Annotated in this window: 21 protein-coding genes; 8 read left to right on the forward strand and 13 right to left on the reverse strand. The window is 64.5% G+C overall.

Features of this window, described 5'->3' with window-relative positions:
• The first annotated feature begins 16 nt into the window (after positions 1-16).
• Together ALII_RS0100300 and ALII_RS0100305 are read left to right on the forward strand one after the other, a co-directional pair.
• The gene (locus ALII_RS0100300) at positions 17-487 is read left to right on the forward strand and encodes a hypothetical protein (protein WP_024585348.1); all 471 of its coding nucleotides are present in this window, start codon (positions 17-19) and stop codon (positions 485-487) included.
• Positions 474-860 (forward strand): hypothetical protein, encoded by a 387-nt coding sequence (locus tag ALII_RS0100305; protein WP_024585349.1) that lies wholly within the window; start codon positions 474-476, stop codon positions 858-860. The genes ALII_RS0100300 and ALII_RS0100305 overlap by 14 nt, the downstream gene beginning before the upstream one ends.
• Before the next feature lie 33 nt (positions 861-893).
• Here ALII_RS0100305 and ALII_RS0100310 read toward each other — a convergent pair whose 3' ends face one another.
• The 7 genes from ALII_RS0100310 to ALII_RS0100340 form a co-directional block, all read right to left on the reverse strand.
• Positions 894-2024: a M20/M25/M40 family metallo-hydrolase gene (locus tag ALII_RS0100310; RefSeq protein WP_024585350.1), complete on the reverse strand. Its 1131-nt coding sequence runs from the start codon at positions 2022-2024 to the stop codon at positions 894-896.
• A gap of 132 nt (positions 2025-2156) precedes the next feature.
• Entirely contained in the window at positions 2157-3317 is a 1161-nt protein-coding gene (locus ALII_RS0100315; RefSeq protein ID WP_024585351.1) for a M20 aminoacylase family protein, read from the reverse strand.
• A gap of 28 nt (positions 3318-3345) precedes the next feature.
• Positions 3346-5019 carry an ABC transporter ATP-binding protein gene (locus ALII_RS0100320; protein WP_024585352.1) on the reverse strand — a complete coding sequence of 558 codons (1674 nt, stop codon included), beginning with the start codon at positions 5017-5019 and terminating at the stop codon, positions 3346-3348.
• Between the two features lie 3 nt (positions 5020-5022).
• Positions 5023-5877, reverse strand: coding sequence for an ABC transporter permease (locus ALII_RS0100325; protein WP_244437254.1), 855 nt, complete (start codon positions 5875-5877; stop codon positions 5023-5025).
• Between the two features lie 29 nt (positions 5878-5906).
• Positions 5907-6848: an ABC transporter permease gene (locus ALII_RS0100330; RefSeq protein ID WP_024585354.1), complete on the reverse strand. Its 942-nt coding sequence runs from the start codon at positions 6846-6848 to the stop codon at positions 5907-5909.
• A gap of 78 nt (positions 6849-6926) precedes the next feature.
• The gene (locus tag ALII_RS0100335; RefSeq protein ID WP_024585355.1) at positions 6927-8552 is read right to left on the reverse strand and encodes an ABC transporter substrate-binding protein; all 1626 of its coding nucleotides are present in this window, start codon (positions 8550-8552) and stop codon (positions 6927-6929) included.
• A gap of 74 nt (positions 8553-8626) precedes the next feature.
• Positions 8627-10153, reverse strand: a complete 1527-nt coding sequence (locus tag ALII_RS0100340) for a M81 family metallopeptidase (RefSeq protein ID WP_024585356.1) — start codon at positions 10151-10153, stop codon at positions 8627-8629.
• Between the two features lie 121 nt (positions 10154-10274).
• Here ALII_RS0100340 and ALII_RS0100345 point away from each other — a divergent pair, with 121 nt between their 5' ends.
• On the forward strand, positions 10275-11090 hold the full coding sequence (locus tag ALII_RS0100345; protein WP_024585357.1) for an IclR family transcriptional regulator: 816 nt from the start codon (positions 10275-10277) through the stop codon (positions 11088-11090).
• Positions 11091-11119: 29 nt separating this feature from the next.
• Here ALII_RS0100345 and ALII_RS0100350 read toward each other — a convergent pair whose 3' ends face one another.
• Together ALII_RS0100350 and ALII_RS0100355 are read right to left on the reverse strand one after the other, a co-directional pair.
• Positions 11120-13213, reverse strand: coding sequence for a bifunctional diguanylate cyclase/phosphodiesterase (locus ALII_RS0100350; RefSeq protein WP_244437235.1), 2094 nt, complete (start codon positions 13211-13213; stop codon positions 11120-11122).
• 72 nt (positions 13214-13285) lie between these two features.
• The gene (locus tag ALII_RS0100355) at positions 13286-14086 is read right to left on the reverse strand and encodes an enoyl-CoA hydratase-related protein (protein ID WP_244437236.1); all 801 of its coding nucleotides are present in this window, start codon (positions 14084-14086) and stop codon (positions 13286-13288) included.
• 100 nt (positions 14087-14186) lie between these two features.
• Here ALII_RS0100355 and cysE point away from each other — a divergent pair, with 100 nt between their 5' ends.
• On the forward strand, positions 14187-15017 hold the full coding sequence (gene cysE, locus ALII_RS0100360; RefSeq protein WP_024585359.1) for a serine O-acetyltransferase: 831 nt from the start codon (positions 14187-14189) through the stop codon (positions 15015-15017).
• A 98-nt stretch (positions 15018-15115) separates the two neighbouring features.
• A complete protein-coding gene (locus ALII_RS0100365; RefSeq protein WP_024585360.1) occupies positions 15116-15325 on the forward strand; it encodes a DUF3126 family protein in 210 nt (69 codons plus the stop codon).
• Here ALII_RS0100365 and ALII_RS0100370 read toward each other — a convergent pair whose 3' ends face one another.
• Positions 15326-16057, reverse strand: coding sequence for a hypothetical protein (locus ALII_RS0100370; protein WP_024585361.1), 732 nt, complete (start codon positions 16055-16057; stop codon positions 15326-15328).
• A 97-nt stretch (positions 16058-16154) separates the two neighbouring features.
• Between ALII_RS0100370 and ALII_RS0100375 the strand changes: the two genes are divergently transcribed.
• The gene (locus ALII_RS0100375; RefSeq protein ID WP_024585362.1) at positions 16155-16679 is read left to right on the forward strand and encodes a gamma carbonic anhydrase family protein; all 525 of its coding nucleotides are present in this window, start codon (positions 16155-16157) and stop codon (positions 16677-16679) included.
• Positions 16680-16766: 87 nt separating this feature from the next.
• Here the strand turns inward: ALII_RS0100375 and ALII_RS0100380 are convergent, their stop codons facing one another.
• The 3 genes from ALII_RS0100380 to ALII_RS0100390 all read right to left on the reverse strand — a co-directional run bounded on the left by ALII_RS0100380 (position 16767) and on the right by ALII_RS0100390 (position 18965).
• On the reverse strand, positions 16767-17378 hold the full coding sequence (locus tag ALII_RS0100380) for a transglutaminase-like cysteine peptidase (RefSeq protein ID WP_024585363.1): 612 nt from the start codon (positions 17376-17378) through the stop codon (positions 16767-16769).
• A 220-nt stretch (positions 17379-17598) separates the two neighbouring features.
• Positions 17599-18210: a PilZ domain-containing protein gene (locus ALII_RS0100385; protein WP_024585364.1), complete on the reverse strand. Its 612-nt coding sequence runs from the start codon at positions 18208-18210 to the stop codon at positions 17599-17601.
• Between the two features lie 131 nt (positions 18211-18341).
• Positions 18342-18965 carry a PAS domain-containing protein gene (locus tag ALII_RS0100390; RefSeq protein WP_024585365.1) on the reverse strand — a complete coding sequence of 208 codons (624 nt, stop codon included), beginning with the start codon at positions 18963-18965 and terminating at the stop codon, positions 18342-18344.
• Between the two features lie 353 nt (positions 18966-19318).
• Between ALII_RS0100390 and ALII_RS0100395 the strand changes: the two genes are divergently transcribed.
• Positions 19319-20041, forward strand: coding sequence for a rhomboid family intramembrane serine protease (locus ALII_RS0100395; protein ID WP_024585366.1), 723 nt, complete (start codon positions 19319-19321; stop codon positions 20039-20041).
• A gap of 90 nt (positions 20042-20131) precedes the next feature.
• Complete coding sequence (locus tag ALII_RS0100400) at positions 20132-20563, forward strand: CBS domain-containing protein (protein ID WP_024585367.1); 432 nt, start codon at positions 20132-20134, stop codon at positions 20561-20563.
• Positions 20564-20583: the final 20 nt, after the last annotated feature.

Below are 20583 nucleotides of genomic sequence, written 5' to 3' on the forward strand. Positions count from 1 at the left end.
CTTCCCGGAAGATTTCATGACGGCCAGGCAGACGCTTCTCGATGAACTCGGACATGCGGCCAAGGCCTGCGAAGACGAGGAGGCCGAGTTCCGGCGCACGATGAACGCGCGTGTCGCGGCGCTTGCCGAAGCCCGCGCTTTCGCGCATCGCCGGATGAACATCATGCGCTCGCTGTTCGACACGGTGGCGCAGGCCGACGACGGCCCGGTCGCAGTCGCGGCGGCAGTCGCGGCATTGCGCAACCGGCTCGGCTGGCGGGAGGAGAGCGAGGCGCGCGACGAGGTTCTGGAACGCTACGGCGCGCTCGCTCTTGCCGCGTTCCATGCGACCCGCGAGGACGAGGCGTCCGTGGCACCGGACACGCCGGCGCCGGATGTCGGGGCGGCGCTGGCCGAATTCGAGGCGTGGTACGCTGAAGCGCGTGGAAAGCCTTTCTGGGTCCTGTTCGAGCACTACATGCCGGAGACGCAGCTTGTCGACTTCTGAGCGTCACAGCCGCTTCGACGCCTGGCTCGCGGGCGAGTACGAACGGCGCGGCGACTTCACGGTGATGGTCGTTCTCGTCGACATCGCGGAAACGCGCATCGACCTTCTGCGCTCGACCTACATGAACGTCATCGGCGACGAAACGCGCTGGGTGGAACTGCGCGAATTGCTTTCCGGTTCAGGCGCCGCCTGGAACGGCGCCGCCTTCTTTCCGGTCAGCGCGTTCTTCAACGGGCCGGTTCCGAACGACATCGCGCGGAGCGAATTGCGCGATCTGGAGGACCGGTTGCGCGAAGACCGGCGCGTTCTGAACGAAGGGCACTTCTTCGATCGCAAGGGACGCCGTCTGAAGGTGGACGAACTCAAGCACTGACGCCCTGGCGAATGGCGGCCTTTTTCGCGACGCCTATTTCAGTCGCATCAGGAGGCCGGCCATCAGGCGAGCGCGCTCGACCAGACTGTCGATCTCGATGTGTTCGTTGAGCGTGTGAAGACCCGCGCCGCGAACGCCGATGGAATCGAGCGTCGGGATGCCGAGCGCGCCGGTGAAGTTGCCGTCCGAGCCGCCGCCGGCACTGGCGTGGGTCAGGTCGAAGCCGATGTCGGCGGCGACCTGGCGGCCGATCTCGTAGAGCGCCAGCGTGCCGGCGTCCGGTTCCCAGACGGGACGGGTGACACCGCGGGTGACCTCGAAGCGGACGTCGTTCTCTTCGGTCGCCATGGCGAGCATCGCCTCGACGCCGCGATCGAGATCGTCCTGGCGCTTGGCCATGGAGAGCGCCTCGGCGTGGCATTCGGACGAGACGCAGTTGACCCACTGGCCGGCACGGATGACGCCGACGGAGAAGGTGCAGTCGTCGGTGGTCATCTTTTCGACCTGGAGCAGCTTCTTTGCCATCAGCGCGATGGCCGAGCGGCCTTCGCCGAGTGCCCAGCCGGCATGGCTGGGGCGGCCCTCGGTCTTCAGGTTGAAGCGCGCGATGGCGTAGCGGCCGGTCACCGCGCCGCCGTCGGGACGCGCGGGTTCGGGCACGAGAACGTATTTGTTCTTGCGCGCTTCCATCTCGATCAGCTCGCGCGTCGACGGCGTGCCGACTTCTTCGTCGGGCGTGAAGAGGACCGTGACCGGCAGCGGGCAGTCGATGGCGGCGAGCGCCAGTTGGCGGATCGCCTCGACGGCGACGAAATTGCCGCCCTTCATGTCCTGGATGCCAGGGCCGTAGGCTTTGTTGCCTTCGCGGCGGAAGGGAAGCTTTTCGAGCGTGCCGACCGGGTGGACGGTGTCGAGATGGCCGGAAATGAAGATGCCGGGCTTGCCGAAATCCTTGTGCGGAAAGCGCGCGCGCACCGAGCCGCCGAAGCCCATGCGACCGGGAATGCGCTCGATCTCTGCGCCGGCAGCGGCGAGGTCGTAGCTGGCAAGGTCCATCATCCGGTCGACGGCGGCGGCATCGAAGGTCGGGCTTTCGCACTCGATCCAGGGCTTGAGGCCTTTCAGCATCGTGTCGGCGTCGAAGGGCAGGGCGTTGAGGTTCATGGGGTCACCTTGGGGCTGTAGGGTGGCTTTTTTTGAAGGGGACCCCCACCCTTTATCCCTCCCCACAAGGGGGAGGGACGGCGTCGGCGTCGCGCTTTTCCTTCCACGGGGGGAACGGCGGGGGTCTGCTGACTAGAGCGGCAGGCGCTTTTCGATGATGCGGGCCATGACGCTGGCACCGACGGGCAGGATTGCGTCGTCGAAGATGAAGCCGGGATTGTGGACGGGGACATCGCCGCCATGGCCGATCGTGCAATAGGCGCCGGGGACGGCCTTGAGCATGTCGGCGAAGTCTTCCGAGCCCATTACCAGTTCGTTCTCATTGGTGATGTTGTCGACGCCGACGATATCGGAGGCGGCGTCGAGATAGGCGTCGGACAGCTTGTCGTCGTTCATGAGGACGGTGAAGATTTCACGCAGGTCGGGCTCGACCTCGATGCCGAACATCTTGGAATAGCCCTCGCACATGTCGCGGATGCGGGCGTGGATCAGCTCCTTCACCTCATCGTCGAAATAGCGGATCGTGCCGCAGATGACGGCCTTGTCGGGCACGACATTGTAGGCCGAGCCGGAATGGATTTGCGTGACCGACAGGACGGCCGGCTTCACGGCGGGCACGTTGCGGCTGACGATCGACTGCAGCGACTGCACGAGCGAGGTGACCGCGACGATCGGGTCCTTGGAATGGTGCGGCATCGCGCCATGGCTGCCGACGCCCTTGACGTAGATATCGAAGAAGGTGGAGCCGGCCATGGCCGGTCCAGGCTTGACGCCGACCTTGTTCGGCGCGGCCAGCGGGTTGTTGTGCATGCCGTAGATCTCGTCACACGGAAACTTGTCGAAGAGGCCATCGGCGAGCATGGCGCGCGCGCCGCCGAGGCCTTCCTCGGCGGGCTGGAAGATGAAGACGGCCTTGCCGGAAAAGTCGCGCGTTTCGGCTAGGTAGCGCGCGGCGCCGAGCAGCATGGTCGTGTGGCCGTCATGGCCGCAGCCATGGAACTTGCCCGGCGCGGTCGAGCGCCAGGGGAGATTGGTCTCTTCGTCCATCGGCAGCGCGTCCATGTCCGCGCGAAGGCCGACCGCCCGCTCGCTGCCGCCCTTGCCCTGAAGCACGCCGACGACGCCGGTCTTGCCGAGCCCTGTATGGACCTCGATGCCCCAGGATTTCAGCTTTTCGGCGACGATCCCGGCGGTGCGCGTCTCCTCGAAGCCGATCTCGGGATTGGCGTGGAAGTCGCGCCGAATGGCGGTCAGTTCGTCGGCGTATTCGGCAATGCGTGGCAATGTCGGCATGTCGGTCTCCTTGGTGGGCTGGGGCGGGTCAGGCCGTCTCGGTCTGGTGCAGGGAAAGCTCCCTGAAATTGGCGAAGTCCCAGTGGCGGCCGGGCGCGGCCTCGATCAGCGCGCGGGTATAGTCGTGGCTGGGCTGGGACAGGACGTTTTCGGCCGTGTCGTGCTCGACGATGCGGCCATGCTGCATGACGACGACCTCGTCGCAGATCTGGGCCGCGACGCGCAGATCGTGGGTGATGAAGAGGATCGCGATGCCGAGCTTTTCCTGCAATTCGTCGAGGAGCTTCAGCACCTGCGCCTGCACCGACACATCGAGCGCGGAGACCGCCTCGTCGGCGACGAGGATGTCCGGCCGCATGGCGATGGCGCGGGCGATGGCGATGCGCTGGCGCTGGCCGCCGGAGAACTGATGCGGATAACGGCCGAGCGCATCGGCGGGCAGGCCGACCAGTTCCATCAGTTCGGCGGCGTGCTTCATCGCCTCGGCCTTGGACTGGCCGAAATTCAGCGGCCCCTCGATCAGGCTCTCGCCGACCGTCCAGCGCGGGTTGAGCGAGCGGAACGGGTCCTGGAAGACGATCTGGATGTGCTTTCGATGCGGCTGCAACTCGCCGCGGCCGAGCTTTGCGATGTCGGTCTGACCGACCTTGATGCGGCCCTCGGTCGGGTCGATGAGCCGCATGACGCAGCGCGCGACGGTGGACTTGCCCGATCCGCTTTCGCCGACGATGCCGAGCGTGCGGCCGGGCTTGATGCGGAATTTGACGTCCTGCGCGGCCTTGGTCTCGCGGCCCTTCTTGAAGAAGCCGCGGGTATCGTAGATCTTGGTTAGTCCGTCGACCGACAGCACCGGATCGGCCCAGCTTTCGGGTCGCGCGTCGCGCGGGACGAGGCTCGGCACCGCTTCGAGCAGCCGGCGCGTGTAGTCCTTTTGCGGCGAGCGCAGGAGCGTTTCGACCGCAGCGCTTTCGACGATGTCGCCATTGCGCATGACGTAGACCGTATCGGCGATCTCGGCGACGACGCCCATGTCGTGGGTAATGAAGAGGACTGCGGTGCCGTGGCTCTCCTGGAGTTCGGCGATCAGTTTCAGGACCTGGTTCTGTGTCGTCACGTCGAGCGCGGTGGTCGGCTCGTCGGCGATCAGGAGCTTTGGCTCGAGGATCAGCGCCATGGCGATCATGATGCGCTGGCGCTGGCCGCCGGAAAGCTGGTGCGGGTAGGAGCCGTAGATGCGCTCGACGTCCGGCAGGTGAACCTGCTGCATGATGTCGATGACGCGGCGCTTCTTCTCGCGGGTCGGCAGCTTGGTGTGGCTGTCGAGCACTTCCTCGATCTGGTCGCCGACCTTCATGACGGGGTTGAGCGCGGTCATCGGCTCCTGGAAGATCATCGAAATGCGCTGGGCGCGCAATTCGCGCATCTGCGATGCGTCGAGGTCAAGCAGGTTCTTGCCGTCGAGTTCGATGCGCCCAGTGGTGACTTCGAGCGCGCCCTTGGGCAGAAGTCCCATGACGGCGAGCGAGGTGACCGACTTGCCCGAGCCGCTCTCGCCGACGAGGCAGACGGTTTCGCCCTGATGGATGGTGACGTCGATCGTGTTCAGGATGGGAACGGGATCGTTCCCGGCCGTGGCGACGGACAGGCCGAGGATTTCGAGCGCGACCGGTTTGTCGTCGAAATGGCGATTGCGGAACAGCATGGGTTACGCCTCCCGCTTCTTGAGGCGCGGATCGAGAAGGTCGCGCGCGGTATCGCCGAGAAGGTTGATGGACAGGATGCACAGCGACAGCATCAGTCCCGGCCAGAAGATGAGTTCCGGCTTGATCTGGAAGAACAGGCGGCCCTCGGCCATGATGTTGCCCCAGGTGGGGATCTCGGTCGAAACGCCGGCGCCGAGGAAGGAAAGGATCGCTTCGGTCAGGATTGCCGAGGCGCAGATATAGGTGCCCTGCACGATGAGCGGGGCGAGCGTGTTCGGCATCAGGTGCTTCCACAATATCTTCGGCATGGACGAGCCGAGCGCTATGGCGGCTTCAACATAGGGCTCTTCGCGCGCCGACAGCACGACGGAGCGCACCAGCCGCACGACGCGCGGGATTTCGGGCAATGTGATCGCGAAGATGACCGACCAGATGCTCGGCCCGTTGAGCGCGACGAGTGCGATGGCGAGCAGGATCGACGGGATCGCCATCAGAGCGTCCATGACGCGCATGATAATGGCGTCGGCGAGGCGGAAGAAGCCTGAGACGAGGCCGATCAGCAGGCCGATGATGACCGAAACGATGGCCGCGCCGATGCCGATCAGGAGCGAGACCTGGCCGCCGACCATGACCCGGGAGAAGAGATCGCGGCCATAGGGGTCGGTGCCGAGCCAGTAGGTTTCGCTCGGGCCCTTCAGGCGCTGCAGCGCGTCCATGCTCATCGGATTGTGCGGCACGTAGAGATAGGCCGACGCGGTGGCGATCACGATCAGGGCGAGCACGATGGCCGCGAGGATCGGGCCGAGGCCGAGGCGCCAGTTGCGCGGAAGCTGGATCGCGCCGAGCACGACCTGCATGGCGGAGGTCGGTTGCGGTTGAGCGGCCATCAGTAGCGAATCCTCGGGTCGAAGAGCGTGTAGGAGAGATCGATCAGCAGGTTGACGAAGACATAGATCGCGCTCGTCAGAAGGATCATCGCCTGGATGACGGGATAGTCGCGTGCCAGGATCGCGTCGACGGTGAGGCGGCCGATGCCGGGGATGTTGAAGACGCTCTCCGTCACCACGACGCCGGAGATCAGGAGTGCGAAGCCGGTGCCGATGATGGTCATGATCGGAACGGCGGCGTTGCGCAGCGCATGGCGGAAGAGAACGATGTGCTCCTTCACGCCCTTGGCGCGCGCGGTGCGGACATAATCCTCCCCGAGCACTTCGAGCAGGCTCGCGCGGGTCATGCGGGCGATCAGCGCGACATAGATGGTGGCGAGCGTGAGGCAGGGCAGGACGGCGCGGGACAGGAAGCCCTGCACGCTTTCCGAAGGCGAGGTGTAGCCCTGGACCGGCAGCCAGCGCAGATCGATCGCGAAGAGCTTGATGAAGAGATAGCCGATGACGAAGACGGGGATGGAAAAGCCCAGAACCGAGAAGGACATGACGGCGTAGTCGATCCAGGTCCGGTGCCGCCATGCAGCAAGGACGCCCAGCGGGACGGCGATCAGGACCGAGAGAAGGATCGTCAGCGTGCCGATCTGCAGCGTCGGCCAGATGCGCTGGCCGATGAGGCGCGTAACCGGCTGGTTCGAGATGATCGAGGTGCCGAGGTCGCCCTGCGCGAGCTGCCCGATCCAGGTGACGAACTGGATGTGAAGCGGTTCGGCGAGGCCGAGGGACTCGCGAATACGCTCGAGTTGGGCGGGCGTCGCGGAGTCGCCGGCGATGATGGCGGCGGGGTCGCCCGGCGTCAGGCGCAAAAGCAGGAAGACGAAGATCGCGACGATCGCCATCACCGGAATGACGGCAAGGATGCGCCGGATGACATAGCCGAGCATGGGCTCAATGATCCTTCGGAAGCTGGAAAGCGAAGGCTCCCGGCGGCGTGCGCCGGGAGCCTGAAGCGGTTGCGGCCGCTATTCGGTCTTGTCGACCTGCCAGAACACCGGGACCGGCTGCTGGATCATGTTGACCATCTTGTTGCTGCGCGCCTGGACGGTCAGATACTGGCCGAGCGGCACGTAGTTCACCGTTTCGAGCACGTGCGCCTGAATGCGCTGTGCGACTTCGGTCTGCGCTTCGACGCCGTCGGCTGCGATGAACTCGGCGCGCAGCTCTTCCAGTGCCGGATCTTCCGGCCAGCCGAACCAGGCTTCGTCACCGCGTCCGTTGACCATCGGGTTGATGAGCGGCGAGGAAATCTCCGGCACCGACCAGTTGGTGAAGAAGATGTTCCAGCCGCCATCGGCCGGCGCCGACTGGCTTGCGCGGCGCGTGACCAGCGTCTGCCAGTCCATCGCCTGCATGTCGACGTTGAAGCCGGCGTCACGCAGGGCCTGCGCGACGACGACCGGCTGTGCGGTGAGCGTCACGACGTCGGTCGGCTGCATCAGGACGACCGGCGTATTGTCGTAGCCGGCTTCCTCCAGAAGCGCGCGAGCGGCTTCCGCGTCGCCGCCGCTCTTCAGCGTGTCGGAGCCGGTTTCGTCGGCCAGCGGCGTGCCGCAGCCGAAGATTGCGCCGCAAAGCGAATAGTATTCCGGATTGCCGACCAGCGTCGCCAGCACGTTTTCCTGGCTGATCGCCATCATGGCGGCCTGGCGGATCTTCTCGTCGTCGAAGGGCGGGTGCTTGAAGTTCATCCGGCCCATGGTCTGGAAGCCGAGCGGATCGCGCACCTCGACGGTCAGGTCGGGGCTGGCTTGGAGGATCGGCAGAAGGTCGATCTGCGCCTGTTCGAGATAATCGATCTCGCCGGAGACGAGGGCGTTGATCGCGGTCTGGGCGTCGGGCATCGAGGTCCAGACGACGCGGTCGACATTGACGACCTTGCCGCCCGCCATCCAGTTCGCCGGTTCCTCGCGCGGCACGTAGTCGGCGAACTTCTCGTAGGTGACCGACACGCCCGGCTCGAACTCCTCTTCGACGAAGCTGAAGGGGCCGGAGCCGACATATTCGGTGATCGCTTCGCTCGACGGCGTTTCGGCGACGCGCGCGGGCATGATGAAGGGCGGCACGGCCGACTGCTTGGCGACGATGTCGAGAAGCGGCGTGAACGGCTCGCTCAACGTCCAGGTGATCGTCTTGTCGTCAGTCGCCTCGAGGCTGGCCGTGACGTCGAAGATCAACTGGCCGCCGGAATCGCGCTCGCCCCAGCGCTGGAGCGATGCGACCGCATCGGCGGCGGTCACGGGCTCGCCATCGTGGAACAGCAGGCCGTCGCGCAGCGTGAAGGTGTAGGTCAGGCCGTCATCGGAAACCTCGAAATCGGCCATCTGCGGCTGGACCTCGAAATTCTCGTTCACCGCGATCAGCACGTCATAGATCATGTAGCCGTGATTGCGGGTGATGTGCGCGGTGGTGATGATCGGGTCAAGAACGCGCAGACCCGAATGCATGACGGCGGTGATGGTCTCGCCGTCCTGCGCGAGCGCGGTGGCGGCCGGAACGATCGCCGTCGAGGCGGCAAGCGCCGCTGCGAGCATGACGGACCGGCTCTTGGTCAGAACCGAACCGGAAAAGCCATTTGGAATGAATGTCATCGGTAACCCTCTTCGATTGATTTCGCCATTGTTCAGGATGCCGATCTTGCCGCCGGCTTTGTGGAATTGCTTGTTCAGCCTGCGCGTCGAGCCGCTCCCGTACGCTGGAAGGCCGGGCCGTTCGGCGAGAGCCTGATGCCCGGCTTCAGCCGGGTGAACGGCAGGTCGGCCGCGTCGAGCGCCATCGGTCCGGGCGCGGTGGCGACCAGGATGGCTTCGGCGATGGGCTCGAAATCGGCACGGAAATGGACCGAGCTCTTGTTGACGAGGATCGCCTGGTCTTCCGGATCGATGCCGACGAAGCGATACATCTCCCGGTCGGCCATCTGCGCCTTGAAGGTCGAAACCACGATCCGCACGCCGTCGATGGAGAGGCAGGCGGCGGGGCCGAGATTCATGTCGGCGCCGCCATAATAGGGTCCGGTGGCCTTGAAGCGGCCGTCGGAAAGCCTTTCGACGCGGCAGGTTGCCTGAAGGGGCGCGTCGCCCGGAACGTTCGACTGGCCGCCGAGCGCCAGTTCGATCTCGGCGCCTTCGCCGGCTTCATGGGCGCGTGCGGCGGAGGCTGGGTCGACGATGACGCCGATGGCCGCGCGTTCAACGCCTTTCTCAAGAAGCGCCCGCAACATGCCGGTCGTGTTCGAATCACCACCCGCGCCGGGGTTGTCTTGCGTGTCCGCGATGATGACGGGTTTGCTGGCAGAGGCCGCGATCCGCTGCGCTTCGGTGACGGCTTCGAGCGGTGCATAGGCCTTGCCGGCGAAACGGCTTTCGCGGTCGAGAAACGCTCGTTCGAGCGCATCGGCGGCAGCGTCGGCCTCGTCCTTTGTCTCGGCATAAGCGAGGACCGAGGGCCGGCAATCCTCGAAATCGGCGGCGGGAAAGCCGGTCAGGATCGAGGCGCTTGACACCGCGCCGCCTTCGACGCGGTCGATCTCGGCATAGAGCGACTTCGCCGGTTCGATCATCGTGCACTGCCACGGGATCGGGATCAGGAACGGCAATTGCCGGAACGCCTTGGCGAACGGCTTGCCGCGCGTCATCAGGCGGTCGAGCTGCTCGGCTGCCCGAACGCCAGTTTCGGCCATGTCGACATGCGGGTAGGTGCGGAAGGCGACCAGAACGTCGGCCGCGTCGACCATGTCGCGCGTGACGTTGCCGTGGAGGTCGAGGCTGGCGGAGATCGGGATGTGCGGGCCGACGATCGCGCGCAGGCGCTTCAGGAGTTCGCCCTCGCCATCATCCAGATGCTCGGCGACCATCGCGCCGTGAAGGTCTAGAAGGAGGCCGTCGATCTTGCCCGCGGCGCGCAACAGGTCAGCGATCTCGCCGGCGATGCGCTCATAGGCGTCGCGTTCGACATGGGCCGAGGGGATGGCACCGGTCCAGAGCAGAGGCACGAGTTCCCAGCCGGCCTTTTCGGCATAGTCGACGAAGCCGCTGATGCCGAGATTGACGCCGCCGCAGCGCTGCAGGATTTCCGCGCCGCGACTCATCGGCAGGTAGCCGCCGCCTTGTTCAAAGTTCTCATATCGCGCCGGGGAGGGCGCGAACGTGTTGGTTTCGTGCAGAAAGCCGGCAATCGCCACGCGCTTCGACATTGAAATCCTGTGCCGTTGGAAAGTCCGACGAAAGTCGGTATCGACAGGCGATACAGTTATATCGCAATTCAACGGTAGAGGTGGTATGACGCGCCGTCAACCGGCATTGGAGGGGGTAGGTATGAATCGCAGCATCATCAGTGGGGAGGACGGTGCGCGGCTCTTGGACCAGGCGCAGATGGACGACCCGCTGTTCGTCCAGTCGATCGCCCGCGCGCTTCACGTCCTGTCGGTGTTTCACAAGGCGGAACAGCCGCTTAGCCTGAACGAGATCGCGGAGGCGAGCGGCACCGGGCGCAGTGCGGCGCAGCGCGTGATCCACACCTTACGCGCCCTTGGCTATATCGAGCGCGACGAGACGGGCAGGGGCTATTTGCCGGGAATCCGGGTGCTCGACCACACGGTCGATTACCTGCGCCTGAACAAGTTGATCGAGCGTGCGACGCCGGTGCTGCTCGACCTGCGCAAGAATGCGCGGGAACGTGTCGACCTGAGCCTGTTCGATGATCTGCGCGTGGTCTATGCCGCCCGGCTGCAGAGCAAGCGCGAGACGTTCTTCGCCACGCTCGTCGGTCATTCCGTACCGACCTTCTGCACTTCCGGCGGGCGGGCAATCATGGCGCATCTGACCGACGCGCAGGTGGACGACATCATCGCGCGCTCGGATCGTCGCCCGTTCACCGACAAGACGATCACCACGCCGGATGAAGTGCGCGAAATGGTGCGCGAGGCGCGCCAGACGGGCTATGCGCTGACGGTCGAGGAAGTTCTGGTCGGCGAGGTGGCTCTGGGTGTGGCAGTTCTGGGGCCGGGCGGACGTCCGCTCGGAGCGATCCATGTCGCCGGCTCGCTCAGCGAGTGGACGCCCGAGGCGTTCTGCAACCGGTTTGCACCGCTGGCGGTCGAAGCCGCCAACGCGATCAACCGGTTGCGCTGATCGGCTGCCAGAGTGAATCCGGTTGCCGATCAGGCGGATTTCAGCAGCGGCATCTGGATCACGGTCGAGGTGACGAGCGACTGGATGCTGGCGAGGGGGACCGGCTTGCCGAAGAAATAGCCCTGCGCCTCGTGGCAGCCCTGCTCGCGCAGGAACTGGAGATGCGACGCGCTTTCCACGCCCTCGGCGAGAACCGGAATCTGCAGGCTCTCCGCCAGGATGATCGTCGAGCGCACGATCGCCATCGCCTGCGCGCTGGTGTCGATGTCTGCGATGAAGGAGCGGTCGATCTTGATCTTGTCGAAGGGAAAGTTCTGCAAGGTGGAAAGCGAGGAGTAGCCGGTGCCGTAGTCGTCCATCGCGATCTTCACGCCCTTGGCTTTCAGCTTGCGCACGATGGCGAGGGCATGGTGGTGGTCCTCGATGATGCTCGATTCGGTGATTTCCAGTTCGAGGCGAGAGGCGGAAAGACCGGTGGATGCCAGGATCTCGTCGACCATCCCGGGCAGGTCCGACTGCGAAATCTGCGCCGAGGCGACGTTGACGGCGATCTTGTAGGGCTTGGCCCATCGCGCGGCTTCGGCGCAGGCTTCCCTCAGCACCCATTCGCCGATGGGAAGGATCAGACCAGTCTCCTCAGCGAGCGGAATGAACTCCACGGGCGAGACGAGGCCGCGCTGCGGATGGTTCCAGCGCACGAGAACCTCGAAGCCGATCAGATCGCCCGAGGCGACGTCGTTCTGGGGCTGGTAATAGAGTTCAAGCTCCTTGCGTTCGACCGCATGGCGCAATTCAAGCGACAGGGCGGCACGGGTGCGGTTCGCCTCGTCCATGGAGGAATCGTAGCGACAGATGCTGGTGAAGGCCGACTGCTTGGCGCGGTACATGGCCAGATCCGCTCGCGTCAGGAGCGTCGAGGCGTCGGGTGCGTCGTCCGGATAATAGGCGACGCCAAGGCTGGCGCCGACCGTCAGGACGCGGGTTTCGTCCTCGATGTGCCGGCAGACGACGCTGTGGAGCCGGGTGGCGAATTCGAGCGCCTGGCCCTTCTGGTAGAGCCGGGTCTTGACGGCGACGAATTCGTCGCCGCCGACACGTGCCAGGAATTCGCCATCCTGAAGGCAGGCGGAGAGGCGCTCGGCGATGATCTTCAGGACCATGTCGCCGGCCGCGTGGCCATGCACGTCGTTGATGTCCTTGAAGCGGTCGAGGTCGATGCAGATGACGGCGACGCGCGACGTGTCGTCATAATCTCCGCCGATGATCTCGCCGAGCTTGCTCGTCAGGTGATGGCGGTTCGGCAGGCCCGTCACGGCATCATGCAGAGCAAGCTGGCGATACCGCTGGACGGCCTCGACCTCGTTGTGGTTGTCGATCAGGTAGCTCGACAGGCCGGTGCCCATGACGAGCGACATGACGGCCAGAACGCCGAGGATGAGGAGGCTGTCCGAGATGCCCTTTTCGGGCACGGCGATGGAGAGGTCCGGCACCAGCGTCAAAGCGCCCATGCCGGTGAAGTGCATCGACACGATGCCTAGGATCAGCGCCAGTGCGCCGCCATAACGGCAAAAGCGCGTGACCGGACGGGCGATGCGGTTCATGGCGATGGCGCCGAAGAATGCGCCCAGAAGGACTGAGACGGTGACGAGGGTCGGGTCCCAGCTCATCGCGGCCGTGACTCGCATCGCGCTCATGCCGGCATAGTGCATGACAGCAATGCCGATGCCCAAAATGGCGCCGCCGACCTCGATCAATGCCGTGGTGCGGGTGCTCGCGGCAACCACCATGCCGATGGTGCAGAAGCCGATCGCCAGGAAGAGCGAGATCAACGTGATGGCGGGATCGTAGACGAGTTGCAGGGCGGGCGAATAGCCCATCATGGCGACGAAATGCGTCGTCCAGATCGCGCTGCCGGAGACGACGCCGGCAAGGAACAGCCAGTTGGCGCGGCGTGCGCCGGTGGTCCGCCGGGTTCGCGCGAACAGCCGCATCGACATGACCGACCCGGCCACGCAGATGCCGGCCGCCAGCAACACGTATCGATAGTCATGCTCGTAAACGAGACACGAGAATATTTCCAGCACGTCACCACCCTCGATGCAGTCGAGGCTCACGATACGCACGGGTGGTTAACGAGTGTTGGAATCCCGTGAGGCGAGATTGATCACAGAGCCGTGTGGTAAGCGAATGCTGAATTAGCGGCCCGTGAAGGAGGGCGTGCGTTTTTCTGCGAAGGCGAGGCGACCTTCCTCGTAGTCCGCGCTGGCGAATGTCGCCGCTCCCAGTTCGCCGGCCTTGCGGACGTCGCCGGCATCGCCCGTCAGGACCGCGCGGATCGCCGCCTTCGAGGCGCGCACCGACAAGGGAGCATTGTCGGCGATCGCTCGGGCGATCTCGAGCCCGCGATCGATCGCGGGCGGCTCGTCCGACATTTCGAGGAGAAAGCCGAGCGCGAGGGCCGTGGCAGAGTCGAGCCGCCCGGCCGAAAAGGTCATGTAGCGCGACAGTTGCGGCCCGAGGGCATGGACGATGTCGGCCATCGCGTCGACGGGGTAGGCAAGGCCGAGCCTGGCCGCCGGAACGCTGAACAGCGCGCCGGGCGATGCGATGCGCAGGTCGCACGCCGCGGCAAGGCCGAAGCCGCCGCCGAAGCAGATGCCGTCCACCGCCGCGATGGTAGGCAAAGGACAGTCGCGAACGGCACGGAACGCGCGGGAATTGGCTTCCTCATAGACCGCTGCGCGCGCGCCGCGCCGAGCCGTGTCGAACTCAGCGATGTCGGCGCCGGCGCAGAAATTTCCGCCGGCGCCCGAAAGGACGATGACACGATTATCGGCATCGCTGCCGAGCGCCTCCAGCACTTCCGCAAGGTCCAGCCACATGGCTTCGGTCAGGGCGTTCTTCTTCTCGGGCCGGGCGATTTCGAGCGACACGACATGGCCGTTGCGGTTGACACGAAAGCCAGGCTTTACCAAACCGTCTTGAATCTCGAACAATTTACGCCACCTGAAGCGAAGTTAAGGAAATCTGAGTTCAAACCGGTTCGTGTGTGGACTAGAATTCCCGGACTGCCAAGCCCGACGACAGGGGAAGCCGATGACCATCTCGATGAAGGCGCGCAGCAGCCAGGTGCAGCCGGTCGATCCGATCTGGAGCGCGGTGCGCCAGGAAGCTGCGGAGGCCGTTGCGGCCGATCCTCTGCTGTCCGCCTTTCTCTATGCGACGATCCTCAACCAGGACAGCCTCGAGGACGCGGTCATCCATCGCCTGTCCGAAAGGCTGCACCACCAGGATCTCGGCGCCGACCTGATCCGGCAGACCTACGAGGCGATGCAGCGTGACAATCCGGACTGGAGTTCGGTCGTGCGCGTCGACATCCAGGCCTATTACGACCGCGACCCGGCCTGCGACCGTTTCCTGATGCCGGTGCTCTATTTCAAGGGATTCCACGCGATCCAGACGCATCGGCTGGCGCACTGGCTGTGGTCGAAGGGACGCAAGGATTTTGCGCTGTACCTGCAAAGCCGGTCTTCGGCGATTTTCCAGACGGACATCCATCCCGCAGCCATCATGGGCAAGGGTATCTTCATCGATCACGCGACCGGGCTCGTCATGGGGGAAACGGCGGTGGTCGAGGACGACGTGTCCATCCTGCACGGCGTGACGCTTGGCGGGACGGGAAAGGCCGGCGGCGACAGGCATCCCAAGATCCGCCATGGCGTGCTCATCGGGGCGGGCGCGAAGATCCTCGGCAATATCGAGATCGGCCATTGCACCAAGGTGGCGGCGGGCTCCGTCGTGCTCCAATCCGTGCCCAACAACAAGACCGTTGCCGGCGTGCCGGCGCGGATCGTGGGGGAGGCCGGGTGCGAGGAACCCTCGCGGGCGATGGACCAGCTCTTGAGCGCGCAGGCCTCGCAGGGTTAACCCGCCGGCGGGTTGAAAGGGGCGCTTTTGGCTTTACATGCCCGTCGAGTGCGTGCCAGAAGCCCCTCTCTTTCCCAACCAGGACCGGAGTAATCCCATTGAAACCGGAAGAAATCCGAAAGCTCGACGCCTATTTCAAGCGGACGTTCCAGAACCCGCAGCTCGAGGTCAAGGCGCGTCCGCGCAAGGACGATTCCTGCGAGCTCTATGTCGGTGACGAGTTCCTGGGCATCATCTTCAAGGACGAGGATGACGGCGAGCTGTCCTACAATTTCTCGATGGCCATTCTCGACGTCGATCTGGCCTGATCACGTCGCCGGTTGCAGCGCCTTTACGGCGAACGCACGCATGCCGGCGTCCAGTGCCTTCCAGTCTTCGAGCAGCGCCCGCGGGAAGCGGTAACGCAGCGACAGATTGGCACCCACATCGATATCGCGCTCGCAAGGCGCCAGCGCGGTATCGGCTTCCGCTCCTGTCAGACAGCGGGCGACGAAAGGCGCAGTGAAACGCGTCGGGTCGACGATCAGCATCTCGTCGCCATAGCCCGACGCCTCGATGAAGCGATGGGCGACGAGCCCCGCTTCGGCCGGTTCGCCCGGCTCCTCGATCAGCAAACGATAGATCGGCGTCAAACGGCTCGACATGTCGAGGGGCATCGAGCGCGGCTCGAAGCTGGCGAAGATGATCCGGTGGTCGCCGTCGGCGTGATTGAACAGCGCGCGCTCGGCTTCCGAATAGCCTTCGAGGCGCGGCCAGGACAGATAGAGGTCGAGACGCTTCGCCTCGCCGGAACGGCGGTCGTTGGCAAAACGGATCATGTTGGCCGGCACCGCGATCATCTCGCCATCGATCACGACGCCCTGGATTGTCGCATCGTCCGAATGACCGGCAAGGGCGATGGCGCGGCCAAAGGTCTTGCCGGCATAGCTGATGCCGACCGAGACCAGCGCCAGCGCGATGAAGACGTAGAAGATCTTCATCATGAAGCCGCTGCCGACCTCCTCGATCGTGGCATTGTCGAAACGTGTGAAGTCGGTCATCGCGCTCTGTTCGGGAATCTTCGCCTGCCGGTTCGGCGGTTTCATCCTCGCGCGAACATGGTAAACGCGGCGTAAAGCAACCGCGTGGAGGAAGAGAATGCCGGTCTATGAACTCGACGGCGTCGGGCCGCAATTCGACGATCGCGACACGAACTGGATCGCGCCCGATGCACATGTGATCGGCAAGGTCAGGCTCGGCAGGGATGTCGGCGTCTGGTTCGGCGCGGTGCTTCGGGGCGACAATGAGCGCATCGAGATCGGCGAGGGCTCCAACGTGCAGGAGCATTCGATGATGCACACCGATCCGGGCTATCCGCTGACGGTGGGCAAGGGTTGCACCATCGGCCACCGCGCGATCCTGCATGGCTGCACCATCGGCGACAATTCGCTCGTCGGCATGGGCGCAATCATTCTGAATGGCGCGAAGATCGGCAGGAATTCACTGGTCGGCGCCGGCGCGCTCGTCACCGAGGGCAAGGAGTTTCCCGACAATTCGCTGATCGTCGGTTCGCCCGCCAAGGCGATCCGCACGCTTTCGAATGAGGACGCGCTGCGCGCCTCTGCCGCAAGTTATGTCGCCAATGGCAAGCGCTTTACCAAAGGCATGAAGCGCGTCGACTGAAAAGTTGGAGCCGGTTCTCGGGGAAGAACCGGCTCCGGCCAGGCCGAACGGACGGGGAGTGGGGGCTCGACCGGGCTTTTCACATGCTCAGCGGGCGGCGACGCTGCCGACCAGGATGTCGCGGTCGTCATTGATGCCGACCCACATTCCGGCGTGCTGCGACGACTGGCGCTTAAGGAAGCTGTATTCGGTCTCGTTCCAGCGCAGGACGCGCATTTCGAGATTGTCGAGGACGAAGTCCCCCATCGAGGTGTGGACCACCAGGACGGCATGGCCGTCGCCATTGGGCTGGCGCACCACGGTGATCAAAAGGTTCGAGGCCGGCACGCCCTGCTCGATCAGGCGCTTGCGCTTTTCGAGGACGTAATCCTCGCAATCCCCATAGCCATTGACCGGATACGACCAGTATTCCTCGATGCCCCACATCTCCATGTCGGTGCGCGGACGCACGGCGATGTTGACCACGTTGTTGACGTTGACGATCTCGGCCCACAATTCGCGGGTCAGTTCCGTCGGCGAATTCGCATCGGCCGTCGGCTGGCACTCGGCCGGCATCCGCTGGCAGAAATCATAATGACCGACCGGCTGCGTGGTCAGGCCGCCGACATGCATGAAAGGCTGCGCGGCGGCGGAGGTGGCGACCATGGCAAAAAGACCTGCCATTGCGAGCGCAACCTTGTTATACTTGGAAGTCCCCATCTTCTTGTCTCCCCGTTTGAAGAGACAATGACAGGTGCCGATTTATTCCACGCGAAAAGTCAAGTGTATATTCGAGTAAAATACAATCGATATTTGAATCAATACTTATTCAAATTGTTCGAATTTGCTTCAGCCAATAGTAACCATGTGATCCGGCAGGCCGGGAATGCAAAAAGGGCCGGCGCGAGGCCAGCCCTTCGATGATTGCGGGGAGGTCGGATCAGCGGTCGGAGAAGGCGGCTTCCAGCGTTTCCTCACGCTGAAGGGCGGCGAACTCGATGGCGATGCCGTCCTGGAAATGACGCACCACCTGACCGCGCATCGCGCCGAGCGTGACCTGGACGCCGAGTGCCGGGCGGACTTCGATCTCGACCGCGGCGCCCGAGAGCGACAGGTCGACGATGCGGCAGCGATACTGCCGGCCATCTCCGAGTTGCAGGACGGTGATCGGATTGCGCGGTGCCACGCGCTGGTGGCGGCGATCCTCGGGCAGGTCGAGCTCGTGCTTGTTTGCAAGCCAGGTCAACTGCGCTGCGAGTTTCTCGCGCTTGCGCTCCGAGGCGATGACCGTCATCGCGAAACCGTCCTCGGTCAGGCGCGTCACCACGCCCTCGACACGGCCGATATGGTCGAGATAGGCGATCACCCGCTCACCGGGTTCGCCGGGACGATCGGCGCGGATCGCCACGTCGCCGGGCGACATGTCGATGACCTGGCAGGGATGCTCGGAACGATCCTCGAGCATGAAGCGGCCATAGATCTTCACACGGACGCGCTGGAAACTGCGACGTTCGTTTCGTGCCGGAGCGACTTGCAACGCCGCTGAACTCATCTTCGCCTCAGCCCCCGCCAATTCCGTCGGACATGTCCAACTGACTGCGGGTCAAAATAGCGCCGCAGTCGTTAACATGTTGTAATCCGAATTGCTCGAAGGCAGATCGCGAATAGCGTACGCGACAGGTGTCAGCGGTCCTGCGTGCGTCCGCCGTCGAGAACGACAAGGTGGCGGACGCGGCGCGTGCGCTCGCGTTCGGCCGGTTCCAGATCGTGCGGGGCGAGGCTCGGCGTCCGCTCGCCCATGTCGATCGCGGGCATGGCGTCCGGATCGATCAGGCGCGCCTCGTCGAGCACCAGCGCCGACAGGGGATGCGCGCCCAGCCAGAATGGACGCTCGAGCGCGGTTGCAAGACCCATCGCCCGCGGGCGGCCCGGGCCGGCATCGAGCGGCAGCAGCAGCAATTCGAAGGCTGCCAGGCGACCCTGGCGGCTCTTGCCGTGCGCCTGCGCAAGCACCACAGCGCTCTGGTTCAAGGTCGCCTTGCCGAGGGCGTCGACAGCGTCTCGGTCGTCGGCCTGCCAGATTTCGCCGAAGGGCACATGGCGCAATTCACGACCGAATGACGAGCAGACGTTCGTTCCAGCCAGCCGGAAGCGCGGTTCATCCGCATCGTCGAATTCGAGAATGAACGTGTCGGGAAGACGTCCCTTGATCGCCGTCGGGTCGATATCCGTGCGAAACGGGGCAGGGCGGCCGGCGCGCAGCATGTTCCAATATCGGAACATCGCGATCGTGCCGTCCATTTTCATCAAAGCCTGCTCCCGTCTTTTTCCGCCGCACGTCCCGGATTGGGACGAATCGGCCTGGCAGTGGTCATCACATGGCCAAGGATGCAGGGGGCGTGCCAGCCCTGTTAGGAGTTCTTAACGCTTCTGAGGGACGTTAAGGTTAACGAAAGGTTGACGTTGCCAGCGCGAGCGCCTCGTGACAGTTTCCAGGTCACGGGAAGCAGAAAACCCAGCGCAACTCCAGTCGCGCTGCGGGAGCAGGGGGCTCGATTGGCCGTTCGAAGTCATCGCTTCGAACGGCTTTCTTTTGCGACCTGCACTGGCAGCGGCCGGTTCCGGCCTCTATGTCCGGGCTGACGCGCAAGAGAGCCATGATGGACCAGCCACGCCCGATCGATACATCCCCGGACGACGAATGGCGCGAGACGCCACCGCCGCGACGCGAGCCGATCTTCAATCTGCCGGCGATCGTCGTCGTCCTGATCGCGATCTGCGTCGGCGTGCATGCCGTGCGGATGCTGGTGCTTACCGAACCGCAGGATATTGGCGTCATCGCGCGCTTCGCGTTCATCCCCATCCGCTATTCCGGGCAGTACATCATAGACGCCTACGCCTATGCGGGGCCGGTCACCTACGCGTTCCTGCATGGCGGGATCGCGCATCTTGCGGTCAACATGGTCTGGCTCGCCGCATTCGGCTCGCCGCTCGCCCACCGCATGGGGGCGGTCCGGTTCGTCGCGTTCTGGATTTTCACGGCGCTTGCGGCGGTGGGGCTCCACTATGTGCTGCATTCGGGCGATCCCACGCCGGTCGTCGGTGCGTCGGGCGCCATCTCGGGCATGATGGGCGCGGCGGCGCGCTTCGCCTTCCAGATCGACCGATTCGCGGGCAAGCCGGCCTTTACCGGGCCTATCCTGCCGGTCAGCGTCGTTCTGCGTCACCGCATGACATTCATGTTCCTGCTCGTCTGGTTCGTCATGAACCTGGCCATGGGGCTCGGCTCCATTGCGCCCGGTGTGGGGCAGATCGCGTGGGAAGCGCATATTGGCGGTCTTCTAGCGGGATTTTTCGGCCTCGCCCTTTTCGACCGCCGTTGACGGCAAGACACGTCCCGTGAAGGCGCGGCGCTTGAAATGCGTTCGAGCCCGGCGCACCATACCGTTGTGAATGCCGCAGAGGAGGTACGCATGACGGTGAAGGCAATTCTGGACGCCAAGGGCCGCGACGTGGTGACGGTCGAGCCGGAGATGACGCTCGGCGAGGCCGCGCGTCTCCTGGGCGAAAAGCGGATCGGCGCGGTCGTCGTCACCAAGGCGGGCGAAAAGATCGCCGGCATCCTCTCCGAGCGCGACATCGTTCGCCAGGTTGGCCTGCGCGGCGCCGTCGCGCTGGACGAGCCGGTGTCGAGCGCGATGACGGCCAAGGTCAGGACCTGCCAGGAGGGCCATACCGTCAACCAGGTGATGGAACTGATGACGCGCGGCCGCTTTCGCCATCTGCCCGTCGAACGCGAGGGCAGGCTGGCCGGTATCGTATCGATCGGCGACGTGGTGAAGCAGCGCATCGAGGATGTGGAGCGCGAAGCCGACGAAATCCGCCAGTATATCGCAACCGCCTGAAACGCCCTGCTTGCGAAAAC

The organism is Aliihoeflea sp. 2WW (assembly GCF_000497755.1).
Classification (GTDB): domain Bacteria; phylum Pseudomonadota; class Alphaproteobacteria; order Rhizobiales; family Rhizobiaceae; genus Aliihoeflea.